Here is a 25,430-nt window from a genome sequence, read left to right on the forward strand (position 1 = left end):
AGGAAGAAATTCTGTTCTTCCCTAATGGGTCATGTTAACAAAAAGAGAAGTTGAGGTCATCACCTATGAATGAAAAATTTACAGATTACGCCGATACAGGATATTCGATCGCTGAGCAGAAGGCAGCTCAGTATTTTGCATCTCTTCGTGAACAGTTCAAAGAAAAAACTTATGTGTCTACCTTGATTGAAGATTTTCAATTGTGGAAGAAGAACCATATTCATCGCCGTTCATGGTTGTCCTTTTTATCAAGAGGCAAGAGGAAACCTGATTCTCAGGATTATCATAGATATCTAGGATGGCTGAATCAGACCGGTAAATTGGATGATTATTTGGATCGAAGTGTTTCCTATCTTTATATGAGAGATCTAGGGCAAGCTTTAGATTCGCCGAATACACAGCTCCGGATTAAGCATATGGTTGCCGACATTAGAAATCAGATGATTCTTCCAGGCTCCACAAGTTCGGAAGATCAGTCAGATTTCATGAATTTCACCGGGATTTACCGTTGGGCTCAGAAGGAAGGCGTTGAAATGGCCACGATTTGGGTGATAGACAAACTTAAGCGGGTATCAGCACATCTTCCGAAGGAAATGAATCCCGAGCAAGCGCAACGTAAATTAATCAAGATCATTATTGGGGTGATTCTCCATGTGATGGAAGAGATGGACGATGACGTACCACCTGTGGAGCGATCTAAGAGGATTGGTGAAGCCATTAGACTTGGTTATTCATATGGCCTAACTTATCCATTCATTGATGATCTCCTTGATTCCAGTGTCTTAACCGACCAAGAGAAAGAACAGTATTCTCATATGATACGCACTGCGATCCTTAATAGAGTTGTACCGGAATTGGGTGAATGGTCCGGAGAGAACATGCCGTTCATTCGATTTGTACATTCGGAGCTCAAGGAGGCTTTTGAGTATATTAGAGGGTATCAGCGGGAAGAAATGCAGGATGCATTTTTCGAGCAGTCTTTTGTATTTTTCCATTCTCAGGAATTGGATCGTATGAAGGATCTTTCTAACTCTGAATACAGCAATGAAGAGCTTTTCATACCCATCATTTTAAAATCCTCTTCTTCCCGTTTAATTGTCCGATCCGTAATTAGTGCTCCAGCAGATGACGGATTTGATCAACGTACCTTTTTCTATGGGTTATATAATCAGCTGGCTGATGATTTTGCGGATATGTTTGACGATATGAAAGCGGGAGCGGTAACCCCCTATACTTATTATTTAAAATACCGTAGTCAACGTACAGATCTGATCAATCCTTTTGAATTATACTGGACGGTCATTTCCCATTTAATACACACTGTGTATCGCTCTGATCCTAAAACCCGTGAAGTAATATTAGATCGCGCCATTAATGGACTCAAGCGATGTAAAGAACGTGTAGGAAATGAGAAGTATAAAGAGATCATGGAGATTTTTGCTTCTGGTCAACCAGCGTTTAATCGGCTTGTCCAGCAGATGGTGCAGAAAGCGGACGATGTGGATTTTTTCGATAAACTGCTTCGGGATCAGTTGCTTTTGAATCTAAAAAACAGCAAAAAAGAAAAAGTGGAATTTCGGGATACGATCCAAAAGGTTCGCGATCAAATCAATAAACAATTGCTGATAGCCAAGCCAGACGGGACGCCAGAAATGAAAGAGTTGCTTATTGATGCGGCTAATTATAGTCTAGCAGGCGACGGCAAGCGGATAAGACCTATATTGACTTGGGTCATGGGTGTTAACGAATATGGTCTAGATTCATCCGCAATTGTGCCGCTTATGAGATCTTTGGAATATATGCATACCGCTTCTCTAATCTTCGATGATCTTCCATCCCAGGATAATGCTTCAACCCGAAGAGGTCGTGCAACTCTACACGAAATGTATACTAGTTCAACGGCGGAATTAACCGGACTATTTCTGATTCAGAAGTCGATTGAGGAACAGGCGTCACTTCATTCTTTTGATGCAAAAGCGGTGCTAGCCTTGATGCAATATTCAGCCCAAAAAGCAGAAGATACATGTATGGGTCAGGCAATGGATCTGAATTCTAAGGGGAAAGCATTGACGCTAGAGCAATTAAATATGATTTGCTTTTATAAGACGGGAATTGCATTTGAAGCTTCACTAGTGATGCCAGCGATTCTGGCTCAGGTTAAGAAAACTGAAGTTCTGGCTTTGAAAAAATTTGCCTATCATGCGGGGATTGCGTTTCAGATTAAAGATGATTTGCTCGATTTGGAAGGAGATCATCATTTACTAGGTAAGCCGATAGGTCAGGATGTGGAGAATAACAATTCAACGTTTGTATCTATCCTTGGTGCTGACGGTGCAAGAAAAGAGATGTGGGAACACTACTGTCTCGCTATGGAAGCGTTAAAGGAGATCCCTCGTAACATTGCTTTTCTGAAGCATTTATTGAATTACATGATTAATCGAAATCGATAATTGTTTGTAGAGTGTTGGCATTATTGCCAGCACTTTTTTATATTTTTTTGCAGATTATTAGTTCTTTTTTTTGTAATTGAATTTTATTGTTTATAATCGGAATTACTTGTATGATAAAGTTGAAAATAGATAAAGGAGGTGTAACTTGTGAAGCTAGGAATTTTCTCGAAAGTATACTTGAACTATGAACTGGAGATCGCCTTACACAAAATCAAAGCGCAAGGCATGAGTAGCGTTCAATTCAATTTTGCTAATGTAGGACTGGAAAGCTTGCCTAAAGAGATTAGTCAGGAGACCATCCATCAAATCAGAGAAGCAGTAATGAACAGTGGAGTTAGCATTGCTGTGATCTCAGGAACGTTTAATACGCTAGAGCTAAATGAGGAGAAGAAAGTTGAAAATCAGCAGCGTTTTAAAAATGTAGTTGAGGCTGCAGCTGCATTAGCTGTTCCGTATGTTTCGATTTCTACGGGTAGTTTGAACCGAGAAGATTTCTGGAGTTCTCATCCTGACAATCATACAGTGAGGGCATGGTCACTATTGCATGAAAGTCTTGCGTGGATGCTGAAAATTGCAGAAGACAACCAAATAACGCTAATATTTGAACCTGAACAAGCCAATGTGGTGAGTACGGCAGAAGATGCTTTGAGACTATTACAAGATCTAGATTCACCTTATCTTAAGGTTTTGTATGATGCAGCAAATCTAGTAACCCCACAGGATCATAAGGACCTCTTAGGTAAGATTTCAAAAACGCTAACAGCGCTGAAGAAGCACATTGCCATTGCGCATTGCAAAGATGCTTTTGTAACCGAAGAGAAGATCACTTTTGCACCGGTGGGTAAAGGAAACTTGCCCTTAAAGGAATATCTAAATGAATTAAGTAAGGTTTATGACGGTCCTGTTATTATGCATGGGTTAGCTGAGGGCGATGTAGAACATGCTTTGAATTTCTTTAACTAGAATAGGAGGACATGAATATGAAAAAGGAAAACCAATTGTTGAACATCGGTGTGTTAGGTTGCGGTCAGATTTCACAAGCGGCGCATTTTGACTCTATAAGGCGTTCACGTAATGCTCACCTTTATGCAATATGCGATGTAGATGAATACTTGCTCCAAAGAATGAATGCTATCTATGAACCTGACAAGATATATACGGATTATGAACAAATGCTGGCGGACTCGAGCGTACATGCTGTAGTTATTGGGATTGCCGATCAATTTCATGTGGAGGCAGCTAAACAAGCCGTGCGTGCAGGTAAACATGTCTTGGTAGAAAAGCCTCTAGGTGTATCCATCGAAGAAGTGGAAGAATTAAAAGAGCTTGTGGATCGTACCGATCTCAAAGTGCAAGTGGGGAATATGAAGAGATTTGACCCCGGTATAGTAGCAGCTAAAGAGTTTGTGGATCATGAAATGGGTGAGATTATTGGCCTAAAAGCTTGGTATTGTGATTCCACCTATCGGTATACCGTTACCGAGAATGTTCAGTCAGTGATTATATCCGGTGAAAATATAAAGAGACCTGCTGGAGATCCAAAAGCGAACAAGGAACGCTATTATATTTTAGGTCATGGAAGCCATTTGTTCGATACCGCAAGATATCTAGGTGGAAATATTGTAAGTGTGAAAGCATGGAATACGCAAAAGTTCGGTGCCTATTGTTGGTTTATTACTGCGGAGTTTGAAAGCGGCTTTGTAGCTCAATTGGATTTGACCATTGCGGTTCGGATGGATTGGCATGAAGGATTCCAAATTTATGGTGAATTCGGATCAGTAGTAGGAAAGACATACAACCCGTGGACATTAAAATCAAGCGATGTAGAAATTTTCAAAGCTAGTGATAACAGCTACCATAGACCGCTTGGAGCAGATGGTCATTTTTATAGATTGCAGATTGAAGGTTTTGCTGATTCAAATCTGCATAATAAGCCAGGTGTAGGTGCAACGATTGAAGATGGGATTGCTACGATGAGAGCGATGCTCGCTGTTGAAGAATCGGTGAAGACCGGAAATACGATTTATCTAAGTGACGTTTCTGGTCCTTTGTAAAGGAGGGGAGAATATGCCTTACTTTACCTACGAGCACATTCGATTTTATTATGAAGATGATGGAGGGGATGGAGAGCCTTTTATTTTTCTTCATGGTTTGGGCGGTGACGTTAATCAAACTTTCGGTTTAATGAAGCAAACAAATCACATACGAAGGATCTCACTAGATTTTCGCGGGCATGGAAAGACGGTGGCGTTTGGCCATGCGGATGATTTTTCTTTTAAACAATTCGCTGAAGATGTGATGGCTTTAACGAAACACCTGCATATCCGTCCATTTAATATTGGAGGCATTTCCACAGGTGCTGGGGTGTCGCTACATTTGGCATTGAGATATCCGGATAGCGTTAAGAAGCTTATTCTGTCACGTCCAGCTTGGGAAGATAAACCGCAAGAGAAGTTGATTCGTGAAGCCTACGCCAAAGTTCATGAGGTACTGCAAGATACAGATCCTCTGACTGCCCAAAATAGATACGAAAATTCAGAGGTCTATAAATCCATAAATTCATTATCTACTTATGCGGGTGAATCCCTATTAGGGCAGTTTAAATATCCTTATGTAAAAGAAACCTCGATGAAGTTTGTGAAGCTGCCAATGGATTGTCCTAATCATGATCGTGAGGCTTGGAAGAACTTAAAGCTGCCCACATTGATCCTTGCTAGTCAACTTGACCCTATTCATCCATACACCTACGGGAGATTACTCTCAGAATATATCCCAAACTCTAAATTTATTGAGATTACTTCGAAAACGATCAGTAATAAGCAACATAATCAAGATTCCTATGAGGCTATTGAGAACTTTTTAAATGAAAGATGAGCACAAGCTTCAAAGGTGTTCATCTTTTTTTGTACAAATTTAGAAAGTATCTATACTGTAATTACGTTAACGCCGAGTTTGTTATATGTATCAACAATTTTATTGTCTACTGTACCTTCAGTGATTAAATAGTCTAACGCGGATACCTTGGCTACAAAAAAAGTGGATATTTTCTCCAGCTTTTCTTTCGTAGCTATGGCGATAACCATGGAAGATTGTTCAAAAAGTTGATTCTTAATGATGGATTCCTCATAAGAGGGAACAGTTATGCCCACCTTTGAATCCAGCGTGGATACGCCAAGGATTGTTAGATCCAAATGGATTTGCTGTATCGCTCTAAGCGTTGCGGCTCCGAATAACACTTGGTTCTTTTTATCGAGGTCGCCACCTAACAAGGTTACACTAGCTTTGGACAATCGGCACAGCGATAATGCAATAGAGGGGGAGTTGGTAATAATTCTTCCATCAAAATACTCAGGGATGTTCTCGGCTACTTTTAAATTTGTGGACCCTCCATCAATAAAAATAACCTTTGCATTCTCAATAAGTGTGCAAGCTCGTTTAGCTAAGTCAGCTTTGGTCTGGCTATTAAATTCTACACGTGAATTGAAATCTTTCATGTCATTAATAAGGCTGTGAGCACCACCATGAATTCGTTTGAGAAGTCCCAGCTTCGACAAGCTTTGTAAATCTTTTCGTATGGTATCTTCTGTTACATTTAATTCCTGTGTTAATTCTTGGACAACGACGCGGCCTTCGGTCTCTACTTTTTTTAGGATATACGCCTGTCTGTCAGCTTTTAGCACTGATCCACCTCTTTTCACAAAATGCTCTAAAGGTTGTACTTAACGTTACTATTTTACTACATATGAAATGAATTTGAAAAAAATCAATCGTTTTTACGTTCAACTCCGTCTTACTTATAGATATATGAGGTGGATGCATCTTCCTGATAGAAGATAGAGGGGGTGGTGGAAGGTGGAAAACACAATGGATGAAGTCAGAATGGTAGATTTTGCGCAAATGGATGAAGAAGCTTTTTTTAGTCGATTGTATGTGGAGCATCGAAAAATGTACGCTATTGCCTACAGTTATTTACGAACAGAGGCAGACACGCTGGAGGTGATCCAAGAAGCGTCATGCAGGGCATGGATGAAACGTAAAAAATTAAAGGATGAACAGTCCTTCACACCTTGGCTGATCCGAATAACGATCAATTGTTGCATGGATGAGCTACGGCGCAAAAAGCGTGTGATTGTAGCGGAGAAGCTGGTGGAGGAAGCGGCACAGGAAATGAAGAGTAATGACCGAATTGACCTGGAGCGTGCGATGAATCGGATAAAACCTAAATACCGGCATGTCGTAACGCTGAAATACTACCATGACATGACCACTGTTGAAATTGCCAAAGTACTAAAAAGGCCAGAAGGTACGATTAAGACTTGGCTGCGCGAAGGACTCAAACAGCTTCGAAGTTATCTATAGCGATATTGGAGGTGAATGGAATGACAGAAAAAGAAGAACGTATTCTACGTAAGAACATCGATGATATGCAACAGAATGTCGAAACAATACAGGAGATGAAAATCTACAACGCTATGAAAAAGGGAATTGTGGAAGGGAAGAAGCGAGAAAAACGACGCATCTATACTACAGGTATGGGCGTGGTTGCAGCTGCAGCGGTTGCGTTACTGTTTACTTACTCAACAATCGGATTACCGAATAAGGGAGTGGCACAACCTTCAGTACAATCGGCAAGCACTAAAAACACGGATAATTTCAAAGCTTATCGCTCGTTCTCAAGGTTAGAGCCTGCGCTAGCCAGTGCTCTTGAGCAGAATCTCGTTGTGCCGGTCGGTCAAAGTGCGGAAAACAAGGGTTACCGGATAGATGTGACAGGTGCCGTTACAGATGGGCGGAAGGTTTATGTTTTATACAGTGTTCAGAACAATACGGACGAAGTAGTTATACACGCAGATTTTGAGCTTCAATTTGAAGGGATACAGGAGTCGCCTCTTCACAAAGGTGCATCATTAAGTATGCTCGCTAGTGAGAGCCGAATTCAACCCGGACAGTCTATGGATTTTATATACTCCACTAATCTTTCACCAACGGTTAAATATCCAAAGAAAGTCAACTATAATATAATTCTTACAGAAACTTCAGATAAGGCTCTCCTATCCAGTAGTAATAAGTATCGGACTAGTCTAGATGTTGCTTTCGAGCTTGATCCTGACATGCTTAAAGCACAGGAACGTATGCTGGATACAGACGGAACACTGACAGTGGACGGGCAAAAGATTAGAGTGAATCAAGTGCAGTATACTCCGCTTAGCACCTATGTGGATCTGGAATATAATCAGAATAATGATAAACAGATTTTTCAATTAATTAATCCAGTACTGATTAGTAAAAAAGGGGACACAGTTGAGAAGTTGTATTACCCCGATATCATCAATTTTGACAATTCTGAAGTCTATACGGACAACTCCAAGTTCACGTTAGTGTTCAAGAATAGTAAGGGCAGCCAGCAGCCGGATTCTGTGACGTTGAAAGCATTCGGAATTTCGGCAGTCGAAAAAGATCAAATGAAAATTGTCGTGGATCTTAACAAATATCAGCTTATTGAAGCGCCCGGAACTGGACTTGAGTTAGTCACGCCAAAGCAAGAGAATAACGTAGAGGAAGGAGAAATCCTCCTAATTCGTAATATTGAGAATGCTCAATATTTAGAAGGCTCTACTAGACTTGCTGAGACTTTTACTGACGCAAAAGGGAAGGTATATAATAGAGCACCTTCCACAAGTAGCTTCAGCAGCTATACGACTTCTAAGGATGGGTCAGCCGTGAACGAGTTTGGATATAATTTTGGCGCGGAAGCGAAGAACTATCCTCAGCCATTAACGATAACGTTAGAGAAATATACAAATCCAATTATGGAGACGCAGGCTGTGGAGTTGTACTCGAAGAATTAGAAAGCAATGAATGATTAAACAAAAGATTGAATTTTATATTAACTCTTTTAGCCGTTGATAATTCTATCAACGGTTTTTCTGTGACCCCACATCTTCATTTTTTGAAATTTAAGAAATACTTAATATATACCATACTTCTTTTTAAAAAGTTTTACTTATTCTAAGTACATGAAGGAGGTTACTGAAAGAATGATAAACCCAATTATGAAGAAATGGCTCCGAAAGGATGTCTCAGCGGCAATAATGTTCCTGGCACCAAGCGGTATCGGATTCGCGATGTTTTACCTTATACCGTTTGTTATGGGAGTATTCTATTCTTTTATGGATAGCACGATAGAGGGCCACTTTGTAGGGTTTGATAATTACCGAGAGCTGCTAGATAGCGATTCTTTCCGTAAAGCAGCATCTAATACATTTTATTTTAGTGTGATAAGTGTTCCACTAATGCTTGTACTCTCGTTAGGATTAGCGATGTTATTGAATAAAAATACATATTTTCGGAATTGGCTGAGGACTGGATACGTGTTGCCGCTTGTCGTACCTGTCGCCTCCATCATTCTGATCTGGCAGATGCTCTTCGATTGGAATGGCTCGCTTAACGCCTGGCTGAACAACTTCGGTATCGATCGTGTGGATTGGATGAAGACGGATGCAGCTAGAAATGTAATCATTGTTGTTTATTTATGGAAGAACATTGGTTATAACGTGATTTTATTCTTGGCGGGATTGCAGCAAATTCCAAAGGATTATTATGAAACAGCTCAAATTGAAGGTGCTGGACGATTACGGCAGTTTCGCAGTATTACGCTTGTCTATCTAACCTCTTCGATGTTTTTTGTAATCATCATGTCGATTATTAATTCATTCAAAGTGTTTCGAGAAACGTATTTAATCGCTGGTGATTATCCGCAAGACAGCATTTACATGCTGCAGCATTATATGAACAATATGTTCATGTCGCTCGATGTTCAGAAGCTGACTGCCGCGGCGACCTTGATGTTTGGTTGTATTTTATTGATTGTGTTGGGATTGTTTGCATTTGAACGGAGGCATAGACAATTCATGGAATAGGGGTGAAAAGGTTGTGCCAGTTGTCAAAGTCTTGCGAAAAGGGGCATTAACACTCGTCATGGCTGTTATTGCAGTCTTGTTATTATTCCCGATTGTGATCACATTCACAAATTCGCTTATGACAGAGAAAGAAATTGAGATCAATTATGGACCTATCGGGCAGATGAATGAGGTGATTGAAGGGAGAGAAGATCCTTTTGTGAATTTAAAATTGCTGCCGGATCAAGTGTCCTTGGACCAGTATACTAAGGTTCTCCTAGACAACCCTAAATATCTGACGATGTTCTGGAACTCAGTATTCATGGTTGTACCCATCATTGCAGGACAAACATTGGTAGCAGCACTCGCTGCCTATGCTTTCTCGAAGCTGAAATTCCGGGGACGAGATCCTTTGTTTCTTATTTATGTCCTAACAATGCTTATGCCTTTCCAAGTGACGCTAGTACCGAACTATATTATGGCGGATAAGCTAGGAATATTAAATAGTTCATATGCAATTATATTGCCTGGAATTTTCGCAGCTTTTGGTGTGTTCATGCTCAGACAGTTCATGCTAGATATACCGTATGCGTATATCGAAGCAAGCAAAATGGATGGTGCTGGACATTTTCTGATTTTCTACAAGATTATTATTCCGATGATTAAACCTGGTCTGGCAGCACTCGTCATATTATTGTTCGTTGATTATTGGAATATGGTGGAGCAGCCGCTTATTTTTCTAGATGATCCGTTTAAGCAGCCATTGTCAGTCTTTTTATCGAGGATCAATGAAGGCGAGAGAGGAATTGCTTTTGCTGCATCCATACTTTATATGGCTCCGATGGTGATGCTATTTCTGTATGCGGAATCGTATTTTATTGAAGGCGTTCAATTGTCTGGTATCAAAGGTTGATTGGAGGAGAATGACGGGATATGGAGTTAGGTATAGAGCCGACTGATCGTAGACGTAAACGAAATATTCAAGTCGTCTTCATGGTTTTTATGGGATTATTGTTGTTTTTTACATTGTTCAGTAACACGATACAAACTTTGACCTTGCCGAAAGTTAGAACCGAAAAACCAACAAAGGGAAATCTTTTATTTACGATTGAAGGTAGTGGGATATTGCAGCCACTTGCTGAAGTTAAACTTTCGAATACTTCCGGACTAAAGGTCGAACAAATTCTAGTGAAAGAAGGACAACGTGTAAAAAAGGGACAAAAGCTTATTATTTATGAGAGCAAAACGGCTGAGCAAGAATTGAAAGATGAAATAACAAATTTAGAAAAGCAGAAAATTGATCAACAGAATAGGCAAGATCAGTACATCCAATCCGCGCTGGAGGAGGATGAATTCAAAATCAGAAATGCAAGACGTGATATCGAAAAAGGGAAGTTAGATATCTTAGCTCAGGAAAATAAGATTAGCGGGATGAAAAATCGTCTAACAAGTGAAAAACAACTGTTTTCTCCTTTCGATGGTCTGATTTCAAAACTAAATGCCGTCGAAGGGTTAGCTTCAATGGGAGAAGCGGATGTAATTGTATCCAACAGTAGTCGGGGTTACAGATTGGATATTATATTGGATTCCGTGCATTTGTCCAATTTAGGGATTTCTGCTGGAGAAAAGATAGAGGTTGAGGTTGATATGAATCATGGACAAGAAGCCCGGACCATAAACGGCTCCATTGAAGAAGTTGCGAATTCAGAGTCACGTACTGATAGCCCCTCTAGTAATGAGTCCGGGAAGACTCAAACCATTCCTCAAAAGAATCTGAGAATAAAAGTCGTTGATCCAGAACTTAAAGGAGGTGAACAGGCTCGGATCAAAATCGAAAAACATTCACTCCAAGAAGGATTACTCCTATCCAATGAAGCTATTCATGAGGATCGCGAAGGTTTGTTTGTCTATAAAGTTGACGAGCAGCGGGGGGCATTAGGCAATGTTTTTGTCGCTCAAAAAGTCCGTATTCACTCTAGTGAAAAGAACGAGAAAGAAACGATGATTCAATCGGATATTCTCTATGAGGAGGATTCAATTATTCTGGAAAGTAATGAACCTCTTGAAGACGGGAACCGAGTTCGACTGCAATAAGAAATCATATAAACGAGAAAATAGGAGGAGGAAATCAAATGATCAAAAGGTCTATTTTTGTACTATTAATGGGTGCTTTGATAATGACAACGGCATGTAATTCCGGAGGTAATGAGAAAGTGGAAAGTAAGGGGAAAACGACAACTGAAGAGGGGAAGACAATCTTGACTCTATCTCTAGCAGAATCGAGTGCATTCTATCAGGCGCTAGAGAAAAAGTTTGAAGCGAAATACCCGGATATCGACCTACAAATTAAGGCATATAAAGAAGTGGGAAATGAGTGGGGGGAGAATGGTTATTTAGAATATAAAAAAACAACGAATACAGCCCTACTCTCCGGAAAAGGTGCAGATATTTTTGATGTAAGCGCCTTTTCAATCGATGATTATGTGAGTAAAAAGTTGCTTGTGAACATGAATGATATATTTGAACAAGATAAAACGGTAAATAAGAGCGATTTAGAAATGAATGTTTTGGACGCAATGAAGGTGAACGACGGTCTATACTTTATTCCTACCGGGTTCGCTTTTAGAGCGTTCATAGGTGATGGAAATATGATTAAGAACTCAAATGTGAAGATTGACGATAAGAATTGGACTTGGAAAGAGTTTGGGGAGCAATCGAAGGAAATTATACAACAGGTTGGGAAGGACGCTAAAAACAAACTTTATGCCCTAACGGAGTACCCAGCGGAAATGACACTCCAAGAAATGGCTATTGATAATTATAATTTGTTTGTTGATAGTGAAGCGAAACAAGCGAAGTTCGACTCGCCTGATTTTGTGGAGCTGTTGGAACAAGTCAAGAAAATGTATAAAGAACAAGTTATGACTTCGGAGCCAGCGGAGATAGGTAATCAGCTTTTTAACTCCATCGTTATATGGTCACCAACAGACTTTATCGATGGTCCATATTCTTACTTTGAAAATCCGGTGTACCTTCAAAAGCCACATGCAGGTCAGACTGGTGGTATGAGAATCATTCCTTCATCATCGCTCGCCATACAAGCCAATACTCCGGTGAAAGAAGAAGCTTATAAGTTTATGACTTTCTTGTTATCTGAAGAAGCACAGTCCTTGCAAGATAGAGAAGGATTCTCTCTGCTCCAATCAGTGAACGATAAGAATTTAAACGATGTTCAGGAAAAGGTGAAAAGTGGAGCATATAAGCTTCCAACCGGAAAAGCGGCTAAGGTTTCTGATGAAGAATTTACTAAGTTTAAAGAAATCATTCATACGGTAGATCAATATGCGGAACTGGATACTAAAGTGCTTTCTATTATTGGAGAGGAGTCCTCATCATTCTTCAGTGGACAAAAATCTGCGGAAGATGTTGCAAAGCTGATCCAGAATCGAGTAGCAACCGTTCTAAACGAATAGATGTATTGAACAGGATTTTGTATAAGGAGGGAGACTCATGCACAAACCACTAAAGACATACGCTGTAGTTCTGCTCAGTGCAATGATGTTAAGCCAACCTCTTGCAAACAGCATTTACGCAGCACCGACAAGTGCTTCAACTGCAGCGGTATTCACTCTTGACAAACTTGGGTCGATCGCTTTAAAAAACAATGTCAACGTGAAGCTAATAGATATGGATATTTTAGAGCAACCGAGCGGTAATATACTTATATACACACTTAGTTATAGCAATAGTAGTACCAATAGTGTAGCTCACGTAGATTATTTCTCAAGGGTTACTACAACTGGGGGGACAGTCATACAAGGTAAACCTGTCACGAGAGATGTTACTAAAAAAAATATTCCTTCAATGAGTAGTCAAATTGTAACTTACTACGTGAATATTGGAGAGTCTACAAAATTAAACGGCACCAAAGTGACCCTATTGAAGTGGGATTTCAGTAGCCAGGATTATCAGAAAAAGCTAGGCGAATTCGCCATTCCGGCAAGTTACTCAGTTGTCGTTCCTCAAGGCCAGAGCAAGAAGCTCACGCTGGATAATCTGCAAGTTGATATCAAAGCGGAAAGTATGCAAAGGCTTAAAAGGAATGGAAAAGTCTATATGAGAGTTGGCGTTAGTTACACGAATTTGGGTAAAAAAGTGCTAAGCAATTCTACTTATACTACGTACCTGAGATCAGCTGGTGGTTCGGTGTTCGAACTTAAGCAGGAGGATGCTAGCAGCAGTTTCGATGTACAGTCCCAAGAAAAGAAGACGATTTATTATTTAACTGAAGTTCCTTCCTATATGAAGACTGAACATATGATCTTGCAATTTGCACAAGAAGATGAAGCTTTGAAAATAATGCTACCTGTTAAATCTTTTAAGCTTCCTTCAGTAACAACTCCTGACTTCGCTGTGGCTAATTATGCTGTGAAAAAGATTTCTATCAAGAATAACACGGTTGAAACACAATTGAAGAGTGCTTCCGTATATTCGGAAAATGACTTTGCGAAATGGAATCTTCTATTCCGCCTAAAGAATCTTGGGAATAAACCTGTCACGCTACCTGCATATGAGCTTACGGTTAAAGCTGCTGAAGGATTAAGTATTCCGGTAGATTCAAAAGCACTTGCGAATGTAATATTGAAACCACTTGAAGAAAAGATCGTCAGTCTCAGTGCGGATGTGCCATTAACACTTAATCAAGGTACGTTAAAGCTGGAGTGGACGGAACCCGCTGTTGATGACAAGGTTGTTTTTCCAACTGCGTTGTATAACATTCCGTATGCTCTAGAATATAATAATCTGATGGGACAAGAGTATATGGTCGAGAACAGGTACGGGAAGTTCATGGTGAAGCTTGGATCCTATCAGCGGTTGCCTTGGGATGATGGTGATCAAATCGTAACTAATATCAGCATCCGGAACACAGGCTTAACCTCAGTACAGCTACCTTCTTTAAAAGCTATAGTCAAAGCAGGAATGAGTGATCTGAGCAGTACAGCCCAGATCGTGACCACAAATTCGCAAACGTCACTAGCTCCTAATGAAGCAAAAGAGATATTTGTGATAGCGAAAGTGCCATATTCTTATAGCTTCAATCAGCTGAAAATTGTACTACAAGATACCTCTGGAGATGAAGTCACGAAGTTTCTCTCCATGTATTCAAACTCGCTAAATAATGTGATCCATACGATTGCTGCAGGTGAATCTCATCATATGAATTCGTTAGGCAAAAAAGCAGAAGTCCGTGAGCGTCGGACAACCACATATAATTCTAACAAATCTAATTTGATCTATACGGAACTGGAAATGATTAGCGAAGAACCACGCCAGTCGAAACAGGCACAGCTGGTAGCTTATTACAAAACACCTGATAACCAATTTTTCAACGCGATGGTTAGCCAATCGACAACGCCAACTAGCCCAAATGGTAAAAAATTGGTTACCATCTGGAGTAAGCTTCCCCAAGGTGTGGATACCTCTCAGCTTGTGCTATATATTGGAGAAGGGGTTGCTGACGGTAAGCTTACAGATCTAGGGGGGACATCAACTGGATTTATCAATAGTGTTAAATTAGCACTTACCCCTAAAGCAGTAATCTCACAGAATAATCTAATAAGTGTTGATCTATTCCCTTACAACCTTTCGGTTGCAAATGCAGTGGGTTACATTACTGAAGAAAGGGACACATTAGATATAGCTGTAAATTATAGCTTATCCGAACAAGAGGATTTTGAAGCAGGTGCCTATGAGCATAAGTTAGTCTTAGAGCTAATTGACCCTTACGGACAATCTATGGAGAAGACTTTGGTAATGGGGACTGATTTGCCAATGGGCAAAAATAAGTCATACACAACTTCATTTAATAGTAACCTTTACAATAAATTAAGGGGAGGAAGCTTCCGTATAAATTTATATGATGAATTTCAGGGTCATAGGATGTTGTTAGGGAGTCAGTCTTACCCGTTAAATTACGTTTCATCGGAACCGAGAACAACTAAAAACATTGACAATTAAAATTGTAGTGAGCTGGGTTAAGAACCAAGTCAAATGTGTTGGCATAATTGCCAGCACTTTTTTTATTTCTCGCCTATACTTATGAACTTTTTATGGAAATTCCTTCAATGTATGTTCTTTACATTGACTGTTCTCAGTCTTTTCGTTAAGATTACCTCTGCGCTTCAATGCCAAAAAGCAAAAAAGCTTAAAAGTGCGGAAGCGTTCGATCATTATTTTTATACCCAATACAATGTTAAGGAGCATTATTTTCATGGAACGACGGCTTAGTTTCTCAAAAAGCATGATCATCATCGTTTTTATTTTAGCACTTCTATTTGTATCCATCTTTCTATTGAAAGCGGAGCCGCATCTACCGCTTCTCGTAACTACAATAGGCACGGCCGTCTTACTAGGAATGTTTGGTTTCTCTTGGAAGAAGATCGAATCAGCAATTATTCAAGGGATACAAACGGCCATAATGCCAATTCTTATCCTCATGCTGATTGGAATTCTGATCGCTGTGTGGATGATGAGCGGTACAGTACCGTCGCTTTTATATTATGGTATGGATTATATTAATCCGAATTATTTTGCGGTGAGCGCATTATATGTCACGATCATCGTCTCGATGTTCACTGGAAGCTCCTTCACGACAGTAAGCACCATCGGTGTTGCTTTAATAGGAATTGCAGTAACTACGGGGATTTCCCCAACTTTGGCTGCTGGAGCGATTATTAGTGGGGCTTGTTTTGGTGATAAAATGTCGCCACTTTCCGATACAACGAATTTTGCACCTGCAGTGGCTGGGATATCCTTGTTTACACACATTCGTAACATGGCATACACTACGGTGCCGGCGCTTGTTATCACCACTCTCTTTTTTCTGTTCGCTCCAAAGGGGAATTCGATCGACTTATCCTCGATTAAAGACATTAAGCTTGCGTTACAAGATGGATTCCATATTCATTGGTTAACGCTGCTATCTCCGCTAGCTGTCATCGCTTGTTCGATCAAGCGGATACCGATCCTGCCTACGTTAGTTGTTGGTATTGTCAGTGGTCTTCTTGTGACGGCTTTGATTCAGCAGCAGACTGAAATTGATGTCTGGTTTAGTGTAATGCAGAGTGGATATAACAGTAATATCGCGAATGAAATGGTTGCTTCTATCGTGAACCGCGGAGGAATGCAATCGATGATGTGGTCTGTATCTCTAATCTTAATTGCCTTATCCTTAGGTGGTTTGATTCAGCATTGCGGTGTCATTGAGGCCTTTTTCCGTAAACTCATTCAACCGCTCAAGCGTAAAAGCAGCATTGTACTGATGAGCGGAGCGTCATCCATAGCGGTAAATGGCATGACTGGTGAACAGTATCTTTCGATTCTTTTGCCAGGTCAAATGTTCAAAGATGAATATAATCGCCGTGGCATTCCAGCAAAGACGCTGTCCCGTACGCTAGAGGATTGCGGCACTCTCGTTAATCCATTGATTCCATGGGGTGTTAGTGGTGCCTTCTTCGCAGTGACTCTGGGTGTACCCGTGATAGAATATGCGCCTTATGCAGCTTTCTTATGGTTAAGTCCATTCATCACGTTTGCTTACGCGTTGATCCCTAGATTACAAAGGAACTCATTGGGTAAAGATTAAGAAACCTCAAGATAATGGACACCTAATGCATTGATTCAACGTATATAAAGAATACTATGCGTTGAGTCAATGTGATCAAGCTAGTGATCTAAGCTTAAAAAGTGGTCAATTTATCGGAGGTAATAACAGTGAGTCGCAGTAAGTTACAGGATAGAATCAGATTAGCTAATGTCGAAACTAAGCACGCAGAACAATTTAATAATCTATTACGTTATGTATTTCAAGTGACCAATCGTGATCTGCAAATCTTTGGCTGGGAGAATCGTGAAATCACTCAGGCTAAGTTGCCAGTTCTTAAGTATGCTGATGTTGTAGGTTGGTTTGATGGAGACAAGCTCATCTCTCAGTTAGCCGTATACCCATTTCAGGTTAATATTTTTGGGCATATCTATGAGATGGGTGGACTAACGGGTGTTGGAACCTATCCCGAATATGCCAATTTAGGTTTAATGAATAAACTGATGCTTCATGCTTTAACTAAAATGCGGGATCGTAAACAATCGATATCTTATCTTTATCCGTATTCAATCCCTTATTATAGAAGAAAAGGCTGGGAAATCATCACTGATAAAATCTCATTTGAAGTGCCGGATACCCAGTTGCCAAAAATGAGAAATGTCCCAGGAAATGTGGAACGTGTATCCATTGAACATCCAGATATCAAAGTGATTTATGATCAGTTTGCCGTGCAGCATCATGGGGCAATGATTCGTAATGAGTTAGCTTGGGAAGAATATTTGCGGTGGGATTTAGATGATATGACGGTAGGTATTTATTACAATAAAAACGATGAACCCATGGGGTACTTGTTGTATTGGGTCGCCGAAGAAATATTTTATATCAAAGAGATGGTATATATTGTTGAAGAGGCTCGAACGGGCTTATGGAATTTTATTAGTGCGCACTTTTCAATGATTAAGCTGGTTAAAGGGGATATTTATAAAGGAGAACCGTTGTCATTCATATTAGATGATGGGGATATCAAGGAAACGATCGCTCCATACTTTATGGCGCGGATTGTAGATGTCCGTTTATTTATTGAACAGTATCCTTTTAAACGGCAGGAAAAAGACTGTGAGCTCATTTTTAACTTAAGCGATCCGATGCTGGAATGGAATCGAGGGACATTTTCATTAACTGTAGATAAAGAAGGGAAGGGGACCCTGCGAGAAGGGGGATTAAATCCTTCACTTACGATTGATATTCCTACCTTAACAACCATGTTAATGGGCTATAAGCGGCCAACCTACCTGGCTCGCATCGGACGTATTCAGACGGATGAAGCCACGATTCATTTGCTGGAAGGACTGATTAGACCAGAGCATCCTTATTTCTCTGATTATTTTTAAAATATGTGAACCTTTGAAGCATACTCTAATGAGTGTGCTTTTTTGCTCTTTTTATAGTAGAATAGTCTCTCAGCAACACAATATGATATGAGGTGTAAGAATGGCAATTAATTTTACTAAACCAATGATCACTAAATTACAACAAGAAATTACCGAGCTCGAAAACAAAATCAAGAGCACACAGAACAAAAAAGAAAAATCTAAATTTAAAATTAATCAATTAGAACAGGATATGAAATTTAGCAAGTCTCACACAGATTTGAGCAGTAAAATGTCGCGAATCAAAAAGCTGAATGATGAGATAAAAACCTTAAATCGTATGCAAGCTGATCTGTCAAAAGAATTAACCGCAAAGAAAAACTCACTAAAGAAACTCCAAGTGAACGAAACCGCACCTGTTACGAATGATCCAGCAAAAGGATAAATTGATTATAGTTTATAGCATAAACGCTTACCGTCCTTATAAGGACGCCGAAGGCGTTTATGCTTGTTTTATCGGCTCATCCGTTTCTCCTCGTAGCAATGAAATCTCATGCTTATAGGGCGGGTTGACATATTTCTTTTCACCGATGGAGGGGGTCTCCAGGAGCTTGGGAATGGTTGTTAGCTGTGGATGGTGGACTACATATCGAAGCGCCTGAAGGCCGATATATCCATGTCCGATATTTTCGTGCCTGTCTTTTCGCGAGCCGATGATATTCTTTGAATCATTTACGTGAATGACTTTTAGGCGCTCTATTCCAATTATGCGATCAAATTGATCCAATATGCCATCAAAATCTTCCTTCACATTATAACCAGCATCGTGGATATGGCAAGTGTCCAGACAAATAGACAGGTGCTCGTTATTAGTAACTCCATCAATGATCGCTGCTAATTCCTCAAATGTAATTCCGCATTCACTACCTTTTCCCGCCATGGTCTCTAATGAAACCTGAACATTTCGTTTATCGGACAGCACTTCGTTCAAGCCTTCTACAATTCGAGAAATTCCGGCCTGTGGACCCGCACCCACATGGGAACCGGGATGCAGGACAATTTGTGTAGAGCCTAAAGCTTCCGTTCTAATAATCTCTGATTGAAGAAACTCAATACTATGTTCAAAGACCTGAGCGGATAGCGTATTCCCTAAGTTAACAATAAATGGAGCATGTACAACGATATTTGAAATGCCATTATCTCTCATGTGAGCTTGTCCAGCTTCAATATTCAAAGCTTCAATGGGCTTACGGCGAGTATTATGAGGAGCTCCGGTATATATTAGGAAGGTGGTCGCTCCATAAGATGCTGCCTCTTCACTAGCTCGAAGGAGCATTTTTGGTCCAGTCATGGATACATGTGACCCAAGGAGTAAAGTCATCTGGTGTAACACTTCCTTTCTTCAGAGAAGAGATCAGTATTTAGTCACTATAGGCCTATTAATATTTGTAAATCGACCTATTTGTATGTATTCAAGCTTAGGTATAGGTTGTCTCGTCCGAATATCTCCTAGGGGAGACAACCTTATCAACCCAAAATGATCGCTATTCAGTGGCGGTAATCGTCTCGCCTTGGATTGGATTCAATCCGTTCTCCCACCTAACAGGGATTGAACGAGAGTTGAACAAATCTACTCCGTCAGAAATCTGGAAATGCAAATGGGGCTCACTAGAGTTGCCTGAGTTACCTGTCAGTCCAATGACATCGCCTTTTTTAACTATATCGCCCGCCTTAACTGTAATCGAGCCTTTCTTTAGATGAGCTAGATGGCTGTATTCACCACCGTGGTCGATGATCACGTTATTGCCGGTTGCCTGGTTTGGATTCATGACACCGACAGGTTCATTATCTTTAATATCATTCACAACCGATACGATTGTACCATCCGCAGGGGCGAGAATTTTTTCGCCAAAGGCATAATAGCTTTTGTTTTTTAGCGGATCCCCTTTATAAGAATAGTTATTCTTGGCTTGGATAAAATCATAAGCGTACCGCTGGATCTCTACTTCATAATGATAATTTACGAGAATATTCTTTCCGCCCCAAAATACAAACCAGTCACCTTCGAAAGGCAACGCGTATTCCTGCTTGCTAAGTTTCGAGTCGGTTTCAGGGGAGGATGTCAGTTCTTGAATCTGGATTAATGAAATGGTTCCATCCGGATCAAACATTCCGATAAGCCCTTTATTACCTGCATCACTCACCCAAGTACGTCGATCAAATCCATTAAGCTGCATATCAGAAGCTTTATTCAGTGTCTGGATATCCTTTGTGAATTCCTTAGCGGTCTCAGCTAATTCAGTTTCACTAACCTTATCTTTCAAAGGCTGACTAAAGTGGGCGTACATTTCTTTATAGTTCCCTTTAAGCAGAAAATTTGGCAGATCATCAGGCAGGAACATTGTTTCGTTTGATTCTACAGCTGAACTGGATGTTTGCTCCACTTTCGCATTATTGTTCATATCCGTTTTTCCTCCTCCACAAGCTGTTAATAGCAAGGCAAGTGATCCTATTGCCAAAACTGTTTTTGCTGACATTCCCGGTATGCTGATTATTTTTTTAGAGCTTTTTTTCAAGAATATCGCCTCCCATTAGTCAAATTATAGCAAATGAGTCTTAGCTCTTCTGAAACACAGCATTAATACGATCTTAACTTTTGGTGTAGTAGACGAATACGAATTAAGCTTCTGTTAAGGTAAGTGCGATTGATAGCGTCAAGAATCATGCTATGATGATAAAAACAAGGGCTATTTGGAAAGGGAATTTCACAATGAATGAAGCATCGATTTTACTTGTAGATGATGAACAATCGCTTTTGGAGATTATGGAGACTGTATTACGCAAAGAGGGTTATTTAAATATTGATACTGCGGTGACGGGTGAAGAAGCGATAAGCGCCTGCGAAGCCAAAAAATATGATTTGATTGTATTGGATGTGATGTTGCCAGGGCGCAGTGGAATTGAAATCTGTCCTTTTATCCGGCAGACGACGGACGCACCTATCCTGTTTCTTACGGCTCGAACCTCTGATTTTGATAAGCTGACCGGATTTGCTATAGGTGGAGATGATTATATCACTAAACCCTTTAATCCACTTGAAGTTGTCGCTCGAATAAGAGCGCAGTTGCGGCGGTACTTAAGTTCACCTGCTCCATCAGATACTGATAAGATCACAGCGACAGTTCACAGCAAATCTGCGAACGTTTACGATTACGGGAGATTTAAACTGGATGAGACGGCAGGGGAGCTGCTGGTTGAGGGTGAGTCGGTCTCTTGTCCGGCACTTGTATTCCAATTGCTGCTGTTCTTATGTAAACATCCCAATCAAATATTCAGCAAAAGTGAATTATATGAAAAGGTTTGGGGTGAAGAAGCCTTAAGTGATGATAATACGGTCATGGTGCATATTCACCGTATAAGAGAGCGTATAGAAGCAGACCCATCCGATCCGAAGTTTATTGTTAATGTTAGAGGTCTTGGGTACAAACTGGTTAAAGTAGAACGTCAAGAGTTGTCTGCGCCATGAATATTAAGCGCCGGTTAACGTTAAAGTTTGTTCTTCAGCTCGCAATTACGGGCATGGTAGTACTCGCTATTTCTGCCATAACATTTACTTGGATTTTGCTGCGGTTTCTTGATATTAGTCTCTCGCGTGATTTTGCCAATGTGGGTCTTGAACAATTGGTAGAATCTTCTAAAATTGATAAGGATGGCATACATTTTTCTCCGAGTTTACTGGAGCAAGTGAAGAAAAATAATGGCTGGCTACAAAGTCTAAATGAAGATGGGCAAGTTGAGAGTGCCTATAATACACCTAAAGATGTACCCATTCAATATGGCCCTGGCGAAGTAGTTGCTTATTGGACGGGCACTCAGCCGTTTCCTTATAATCTGGCACTATGGATTCAAGAAAAGGATGGTAAACAGCTCGCACTGGTGTATGGTGCGCCTAATGTATTAGGTCCACTATTAAAGAAAGTGAGTGAGGGGACATTCGCTGCTGCGAAAGGGGAGCCAGTACTTCCTGATGAACTTGAAAAAGAAATTAAATCGGCCCAAGCTTTTGTTCAACTTATAGATTCATCAGGCAATGAAGTGGTTTCTTATAATAGACCTAATGTGATACCCACTCAGTACTCCGTTCAAGAGCTTGCACTTCGCACCCTGTACAGTGAACGATATGGGTACCATGTTCTTTCTTCTTTTGATAAGGACTCAGGTCGTACTTGGATCGTGGGAGAACCCAATATCAAAGGGACAGATCCAGGCAAAAAAATGTGGGTACCAGAAGAAGTTAAAGTCGTGATCATCGGTTCATTTGCCATGCTTATCGCATTATTGATCGCGTTTGTGTTGCTTTCCTTATGGCAAGCACATCGTTTTGGTGCGCCAATGCTGCATATGCTCGTATGGCTCGATTCCATCGGAAATGCCATTTATACAGAGCCAACGGATCGTAAAGGACTTCGTCGCAGTCGAACACCCGCCTTAAAATGGAGGAGAAGGTACCGTGTTTTTGCTGATGTGATGGTTTCAATTGAGAAATTATCGGCAACCTTGAAGAGAGATCAAGTCATGCGGGAGGAGACGGAGAGCTTACGCGAAGAATGGATCGCTGGTGTTACTCATGATTTGAAAACCCCATTATCCTCAATCACAGGATATGCTCATTTACTGGCAGAACCAAAATACGATTGGTCGAAAGAGGAAGTCCGTAAGTTTACAACGACTATGCTAGATAAATCGGCCCATATGGACATGCTGATCAGTGATCTTGCAATGACCTATCGTCTAAAGTCAGGAATTAAACCACCTGAGACGATGGAAGTTGAATTGAACACTTGGCTGCAACAAGCTCTCGAACAAGCTGCTGCCAATCCTGCCTATGGGAAGCAGCGAATAGTATTTCTACCTGCACAAACCGAAGTTAGAGCTCAATTGTATACGCCATGGCTAGAGAGGGTTGTCAACAATTTAACTGCGAATGCGCTGCTCCACAACCCACCGGATACGAAGTTGACCGTTTCGCTTATTCATAAAGAAAGGGAGACCGGATTTATCATTCAATTTGCTGATGACGGCGATGGAATGGATGAAGAAACAATGATTCGGCTATTTGAACGATATTATCGAGGAACGGATACAGCGTCTACCTCCAACGGTTCTGGGCTCGGTATGGCGATTTCTAAAGGTCTGATCGAATGTATGGGTGGCCAGATTACTGTAGAAAGTCACATAGGTAAGGGAACGGTTATTAAATTAATATGGAGCTGATATATTCATTCGAGCCCTCGCTGTATTCCAACCGGATACCGCGAGGGTTGTTTGTATTTATTAGGTTGAGTAAAGGCTATAAAAATAAAGGAGTTGACATCTTTTTTGAATGTAACTACAATAGTTACAGGTAAACAATTATTAAGAGGATAAAATTTATCATAATTTTAGGAGGATTTTAAAATGAAAATAGCAATAACAGGAGCAACAGGTCAATTCGGATCATTAGTGATAGAGTCTCTACTTAAAACTGTACCCGCAGGGGACCTTGTAGTTAGTGTCCGGAATCCAGATAAAGCAAGTAATCTTAAAGCGCGTGGTGTGGAAGTCCGTCATGGTGACTTTGATAAGCCGGAAACATTGGATGTTGCGTTTGCCGGTGTGGATCGACTGCTAATTGTATCTTCAGATGGAGATAACGAGACTCGGATTCGCCAACATAAGGCAGCTATTGATGCAGCCGCTAAAGCTGGTGTTGGATTCATTGCCTATACAAGTGTAGGACATGCAGAGAAGAGTGAGCTGTTCCTTGCTGAAGTACACCGTGTAACCGAGGAAGCCATTCGAGCTACCGGAATTCCTTACAGTTTCCTTCGCAACAACTGGTACATGGAGAACGAGGTTGGGTCTATCCAAGGCGCCGTAGCAGGTGCCCCATGGGTAACTTCTGCTGGTAGTGGTAAAGTTGGCTGGGCAGCACGAGGAGATTATGCAGAAGCTGCTGCTAATGTTCTAGCTGGGGAAGGACATGAGAATTCTGTCTATGAATTGTCTGGCAAGCCTTTAACACAAGAAGAATTGACTGGAATTATAAGTGGCGTAATAGGTAAAGAAATTAAAGTGCTGCAAGTTGACGACGAAGCTTATGCGAAAATCATGGCTGAGGTTGGTGTACCAGAAGCTGCTCTGCCATTCGTTGTTGCGATTCAACGTGGTATTCGCGAAGGATGGCTGGATATTGAAAGTGACGATCTAGAGAAAGTACTGAATCGTCCAGTCACTCCGTTAGCGGATGTTATCAGTGATCTTGTAAATAGTCTGCAAGCTTAAATAATATAGCAAGATTCAAGGCTTCTTCTCGGTGAATAACCAGAAGGGGCCTTTTTTTGTGCATCTTTAACATCATTGATAAAGGTTTCGTGAAGTAATAATAATGATATAATAGGAAACATATGTGAACTATTGGTGTAATGAAAATGATTGAATCGAAGAGAAGGGGATGAATATCAATGAGGACAAAAATTTGGATGGCCTCTGGTGCAGTAGTTGTAGTTGCTTTAGGGGCTGTTTTATTTGTGGGGGGGAACGATAAAAAATCACCCGCAGCAACCGATACATCTAACGTTAAACAATTAGTGCAGGAATATAGTTCAAGCAGCATGAAAGACCTCTCTGCTTCCATCACTTCAGAGCAGCTTATTGTGACCGACAGCAACAATCAATCAACCAAATATGACTTACCCAAAGATGAGTTTTTTGTTTCCATCGCACCATATGTTAAGAATACACACCCGTGTGCAACACATAGCTTGACCGGATGCCAAGGGGAATTAACAGAACAAGAATTTAATGTATATGTCGAGGACACTGCGGGCAACGTGATTGTGGATCAAACTATGAAGTCCCAATCTAACGGATTCATTGATCTTTGGTTACCTCGCGATAAGAAATATAATGTAACGATTGAACAGGATGGTGTAAAAGCGAAAGCCGCACTTTCCACTTTTAAGAGTGATAATACATGTATTACGACCATGCAATTAGTAGAGAGTATCTAAGCATCAGAGACAGCGAAGTCACTACTTCCTCTGAAAATTCCATATCGGACCTGCCA

At 40.6% G+C, this 25,430-nt stretch carries 21 protein-coding genes; 18 read left to right on the forward strand and 3 right to left on the reverse strand.

Going from position 1 to position 25,430, the window contains the following annotated elements; genetic code table 11:
• Positions 1-65: 65 nt before the first annotated feature.
• The 4 genes from MKY19_RS14275 to MKY19_RS14290 all read left to right on the forward strand — a co-directional run bounded on the left by MKY19_RS14275 (position 66) and on the right by MKY19_RS14290 (position 5,324).
• Positions 66-2,450, forward strand: a complete 2,385-nt coding sequence (locus tag MKY19_RS14275; protein ID WP_339803780.1) for a polyprenyl synthetase family protein — start codon at positions 66-68, stop codon at positions 2,448-2,450.
• 147 nt (positions 2,451-2,597) lie between these two features.
• A complete protein-coding gene (locus MKY19_RS14280; RefSeq protein WP_339803782.1) occupies positions 2,598-3,413 on the forward strand; it encodes a sugar phosphate isomerase/epimerase in 816 nt (271 codons plus the stop codon).
• A gap of 17 nt (positions 3,414-3,430) precedes the next feature.
• Positions 3,431-4,504, forward strand: coding sequence for a Gfo/Idh/MocA family oxidoreductase (locus tag MKY19_RS14285; RefSeq protein ID WP_339803784.1), 1,074 nt, complete (start codon positions 3,431-3,433; stop codon positions 4,502-4,504).
• Between the two features lie 13 nt (positions 4,505-4,517).
• Positions 4,518-5,324: an alpha/beta hydrolase gene (locus MKY19_RS14290; RefSeq protein WP_339803786.1), complete on the forward strand. Its 807-nt coding sequence runs from the start codon at positions 4,518-4,520 to the stop codon at positions 5,322-5,324.
• A gap of 50 nt (positions 5,325-5,374) precedes the next feature.
• Here MKY19_RS14290 and MKY19_RS14295 read toward each other — a convergent pair whose 3' ends face one another.
• Positions 5,375-6,130, reverse strand: coding sequence for a DeoR/GlpR family DNA-binding transcription regulator (locus MKY19_RS14295; RefSeq protein ID WP_339803788.1), 756 nt, complete (start codon positions 6,128-6,130; stop codon positions 5,375-5,377).
• A gap of 184 nt (positions 6,131-6,314) precedes the next feature.
• Here MKY19_RS14295 and MKY19_RS14300 point away from each other — a divergent pair, with 184 nt between their 5' ends.
• The 10 genes from MKY19_RS14300 to MKY19_RS14345 all read left to right on the forward strand — a co-directional run bounded on the left by MKY19_RS14300 (position 6,315) and on the right by MKY19_RS14345 (position 18,767).
• Positions 6,315-6,809, forward strand: a complete 495-nt coding sequence (locus tag MKY19_RS14300; RefSeq protein WP_042188081.1) for a sigma-70 family RNA polymerase sigma factor — start codon at positions 6,315-6,317, stop codon at positions 6,807-6,809.
• 20 nt (positions 6,810-6,829) lie between these two features.
• A complete protein-coding gene (locus MKY19_RS14305) occupies positions 6,830-8,299 on the forward strand; it encodes a DUF4179 domain-containing protein (protein ID WP_339803791.1) in 1,470 nt (489 codons plus the stop codon).
• A gap of 204 nt (positions 8,300-8,503) precedes the next feature.
• Positions 8,504-9,370, forward strand: coding sequence for a sugar ABC transporter permease (locus tag MKY19_RS14310; protein WP_339271645.1), 867 nt, complete (start codon positions 8,504-8,506; stop codon positions 9,368-9,370).
• A 13-nt stretch (positions 9,371-9,383) separates the two neighbouring features.
• Positions 9,384-10,262 carry a carbohydrate ABC transporter permease gene (locus MKY19_RS14315; RefSeq protein WP_339803794.1) on the forward strand — a complete coding sequence of 293 codons (879 nt, stop codon included), beginning with the start codon at positions 9,384-9,386 and terminating at the stop codon, positions 10,260-10,262.
• A 20-nt stretch (positions 10,263-10,282) separates the two neighbouring features.
• Positions 10,283-11,443, forward strand: a complete 1,161-nt coding sequence (locus tag MKY19_RS14320; protein ID WP_339271206.1) for a biotin/lipoyl-binding protein — start codon at positions 10,283-10,285, stop codon at positions 11,441-11,443.
• Between the two features lie 38 nt (positions 11,444-11,481).
• On the forward strand, positions 11,482-12,822 hold the full coding sequence (locus MKY19_RS14325; protein ID WP_339803797.1) for an ABC transporter substrate-binding protein: 1,341 nt from the start codon (positions 11,482-11,484) through the stop codon (positions 12,820-12,822).
• A gap of 37 nt (positions 12,823-12,859) precedes the next feature.
• Positions 12,860-15,367, forward strand: coding sequence for a hypothetical protein (locus MKY19_RS14330; protein WP_339803800.1), 2,508 nt, complete (start codon positions 12,860-12,862; stop codon positions 15,365-15,367).
• A gap of 253 nt (positions 15,368-15,620) precedes the next feature.
• Positions 15,621-16,994, forward strand: coding sequence for a Na+/H+ antiporter NhaC (nhaC, locus tag MKY19_RS14335; protein WP_339803804.1), 1,374 nt, complete (start codon positions 15,621-15,623; stop codon positions 16,992-16,994).
• Between the two features lie 128 nt (positions 16,995-17,122).
• On the forward strand, positions 17,123-18,343 hold the full coding sequence (locus tag MKY19_RS14340; protein ID WP_339803807.1) for a GNAT family N-acetyltransferase: 1,221 nt from the start codon (positions 17,123-17,125) through the stop codon (positions 18,341-18,343).
• A gap of 100 nt (positions 18,344-18,443) precedes the next feature.
• Complete coding sequence (locus tag MKY19_RS14345; RefSeq protein WP_042188099.1) at positions 18,444-18,767, forward strand: hypothetical protein; 324 nt, start codon at positions 18,444-18,446, stop codon at positions 18,765-18,767.
• 57 nt (positions 18,768-18,824) lie between these two features.
• Here MKY19_RS14345 and MKY19_RS14350 read toward each other — a convergent pair whose 3' ends face one another.
• Both MKY19_RS14350 and MKY19_RS14355 read right to left on the reverse strand, forming a co-directional pair.
• Positions 18,825-19,703 (reverse strand): deoxyribonuclease IV, encoded by an 879-nt coding sequence (locus MKY19_RS14350; protein WP_339803811.1) that lies wholly within the window; start codon positions 19,701-19,703, stop codon positions 18,825-18,827.
• Between the two features lie 163 nt (positions 19,704-19,866).
• Positions 19,867-20,898 carry a M23 family metallopeptidase gene (locus tag MKY19_RS14355; protein WP_339803814.1) on the reverse strand — a complete coding sequence of 344 codons (1,032 nt, stop codon included), beginning with the start codon at positions 20,896-20,898 and terminating at the stop codon, positions 19,867-19,869.
• A 194-nt stretch (positions 20,899-21,092) separates the two neighbouring features.
• Between MKY19_RS14355 and MKY19_RS14360 the strand changes: the two genes are divergently transcribed.
• The 4 genes from MKY19_RS14360 to MKY19_RS14375 all read left to right on the forward strand — a co-directional run bounded on the left by MKY19_RS14360 (position 21,093) and on the right by MKY19_RS14375 (position 25,374).
• The gene (locus tag MKY19_RS14360) at positions 21,093-21,848 is read left to right on the forward strand and encodes a response regulator transcription factor (RefSeq protein WP_042188104.1); all 756 of its coding nucleotides are present in this window, start codon (positions 21,093-21,095) and stop codon (positions 21,846-21,848) included.
• Entirely contained in the window at positions 21,845-23,596 is a 1,752-nt protein-coding gene (locus MKY19_RS14365) for a HAMP domain-containing sensor histidine kinase (protein ID WP_042188106.1), read from the forward strand. Before MKY19_RS14360 ends, MKY19_RS14365 begins: the two co-directional genes overlap by 4 nt.
• A 183-nt stretch (positions 23,597-23,779) precedes the next feature.
• Complete coding sequence (locus MKY19_RS14370) at positions 23,780-24,646, forward strand: SDR family oxidoreductase (RefSeq protein WP_339803817.1); 867 nt, start codon at positions 23,780-23,782, stop codon at positions 24,644-24,646.
• A gap of 179 nt (positions 24,647-24,825) precedes the next feature.
• On the forward strand, positions 24,826-25,374 hold the full coding sequence (locus MKY19_RS14375) for a CueP family metal-binding protein (RefSeq protein WP_339803820.1): 549 nt from the start codon (positions 24,826-24,828) through the stop codon (positions 25,372-25,374).
• Positions 25,375-25,430: the final 56 nt, after the last annotated feature.

Source organism: Paenibacillus sp. FSL R5-0744 (assembly GCF_037972555.1).
Lineage (GTDB): Bacteria > Bacillota > Bacilli > Paenibacillales > Paenibacillaceae > Paenibacillus_AQ.

Coding starts and splice junctions, on each gene's coding strand:
- nhaC (WP_339803804.1), top strand. CDS start 15,621: ATGGAACGACGGCTTAGTTTCTCAAAAAGCATGATCATCATCGTTTTT.
- MKY19_RS14330 (WP_339803800.1), top strand. CDS start 12,860: ATGCACAAACCACTAAAGACATACGCTGTAGTTCTGCTCAGTGCAATG.
- MKY19_RS14290 (WP_339803786.1), top strand. CDS start 4,518: ATGCCTTACTTTACCTACGAGCACATTCGATTTTATTATGAAGATGAT.
- MKY19_RS14305 (WP_339803791.1), top strand. CDS start 6,830: ATGACAGAAAAAGAAGAACGTATTCTACGTAAGAACATCGATGATATG.
- MKY19_RS14310 (WP_339271645.1), top strand. CDS start 8,504: ATGAAGAAATGGCTCCGAAAGGATGTCTCAGCGGCAATAATGTTCCTG.
- MKY19_RS14375 (WP_339803820.1), top strand. CDS start 24,826: ATGAGGACAAAAATTTGGATGGCCTCTGGTGCAGTAGTTGTAGTTGCT.
- MKY19_RS14325 (WP_339803797.1), top strand. CDS start 11,482: ATGATCAAAAGGTCTATTTTTGTACTATTAATGGGTGCTTTGATAATG.
- MKY19_RS14300 (WP_042188081.1), top strand. CDS start 6,315: ATGGATGAAGTCAGAATGGTAGATTTTGCGCAAATGGATGAAGAAGCT.
- MKY19_RS14350 (WP_339803811.1), bottom strand. CDS start 19,703: ATGACTTTACTCCTTGGGTCACATGTATCCATGACTGGACCAAAAATG.
- MKY19_RS14345 (WP_042188099.1), top strand. CDS start 18,444: ATGGCAATTAATTTTACTAAACCAATGATCACTAAATTACAACAAGAA.
- MKY19_RS14370 (WP_339803817.1), top strand. CDS start 23,780: ATGAAAATAGCAATAACAGGAGCAACAGGTCAATTCGGATCATTAGTG.
- MKY19_RS14275 (WP_339803780.1), top strand. CDS start 66: ATGAATGAAAAATTTACAGATTACGCCGATACAGGATATTCGATCGCT.
- MKY19_RS14365 (WP_042188106.1), top strand. CDS start 21,845: ATGAATATTAAGCGCCGGTTAACGTTAAAGTTTGTTCTTCAGCTCGCA.
- MKY19_RS14360 (WP_042188104.1), top strand. CDS start 21,093: ATGAATGAAGCATCGATTTTACTTGTAGATGATGAACAATCGCTTTTG.
- MKY19_RS14320 (WP_339271206.1), top strand. CDS start 10,283: ATGGAGTTAGGTATAGAGCCGACTGATCGTAGACGTAAACGAAATATT.
- MKY19_RS14285 (WP_339803784.1), top strand. CDS start 3,431: ATGAAAAAGGAAAACCAATTGTTGAACATCGGTGTGTTAGGTTGCGGT.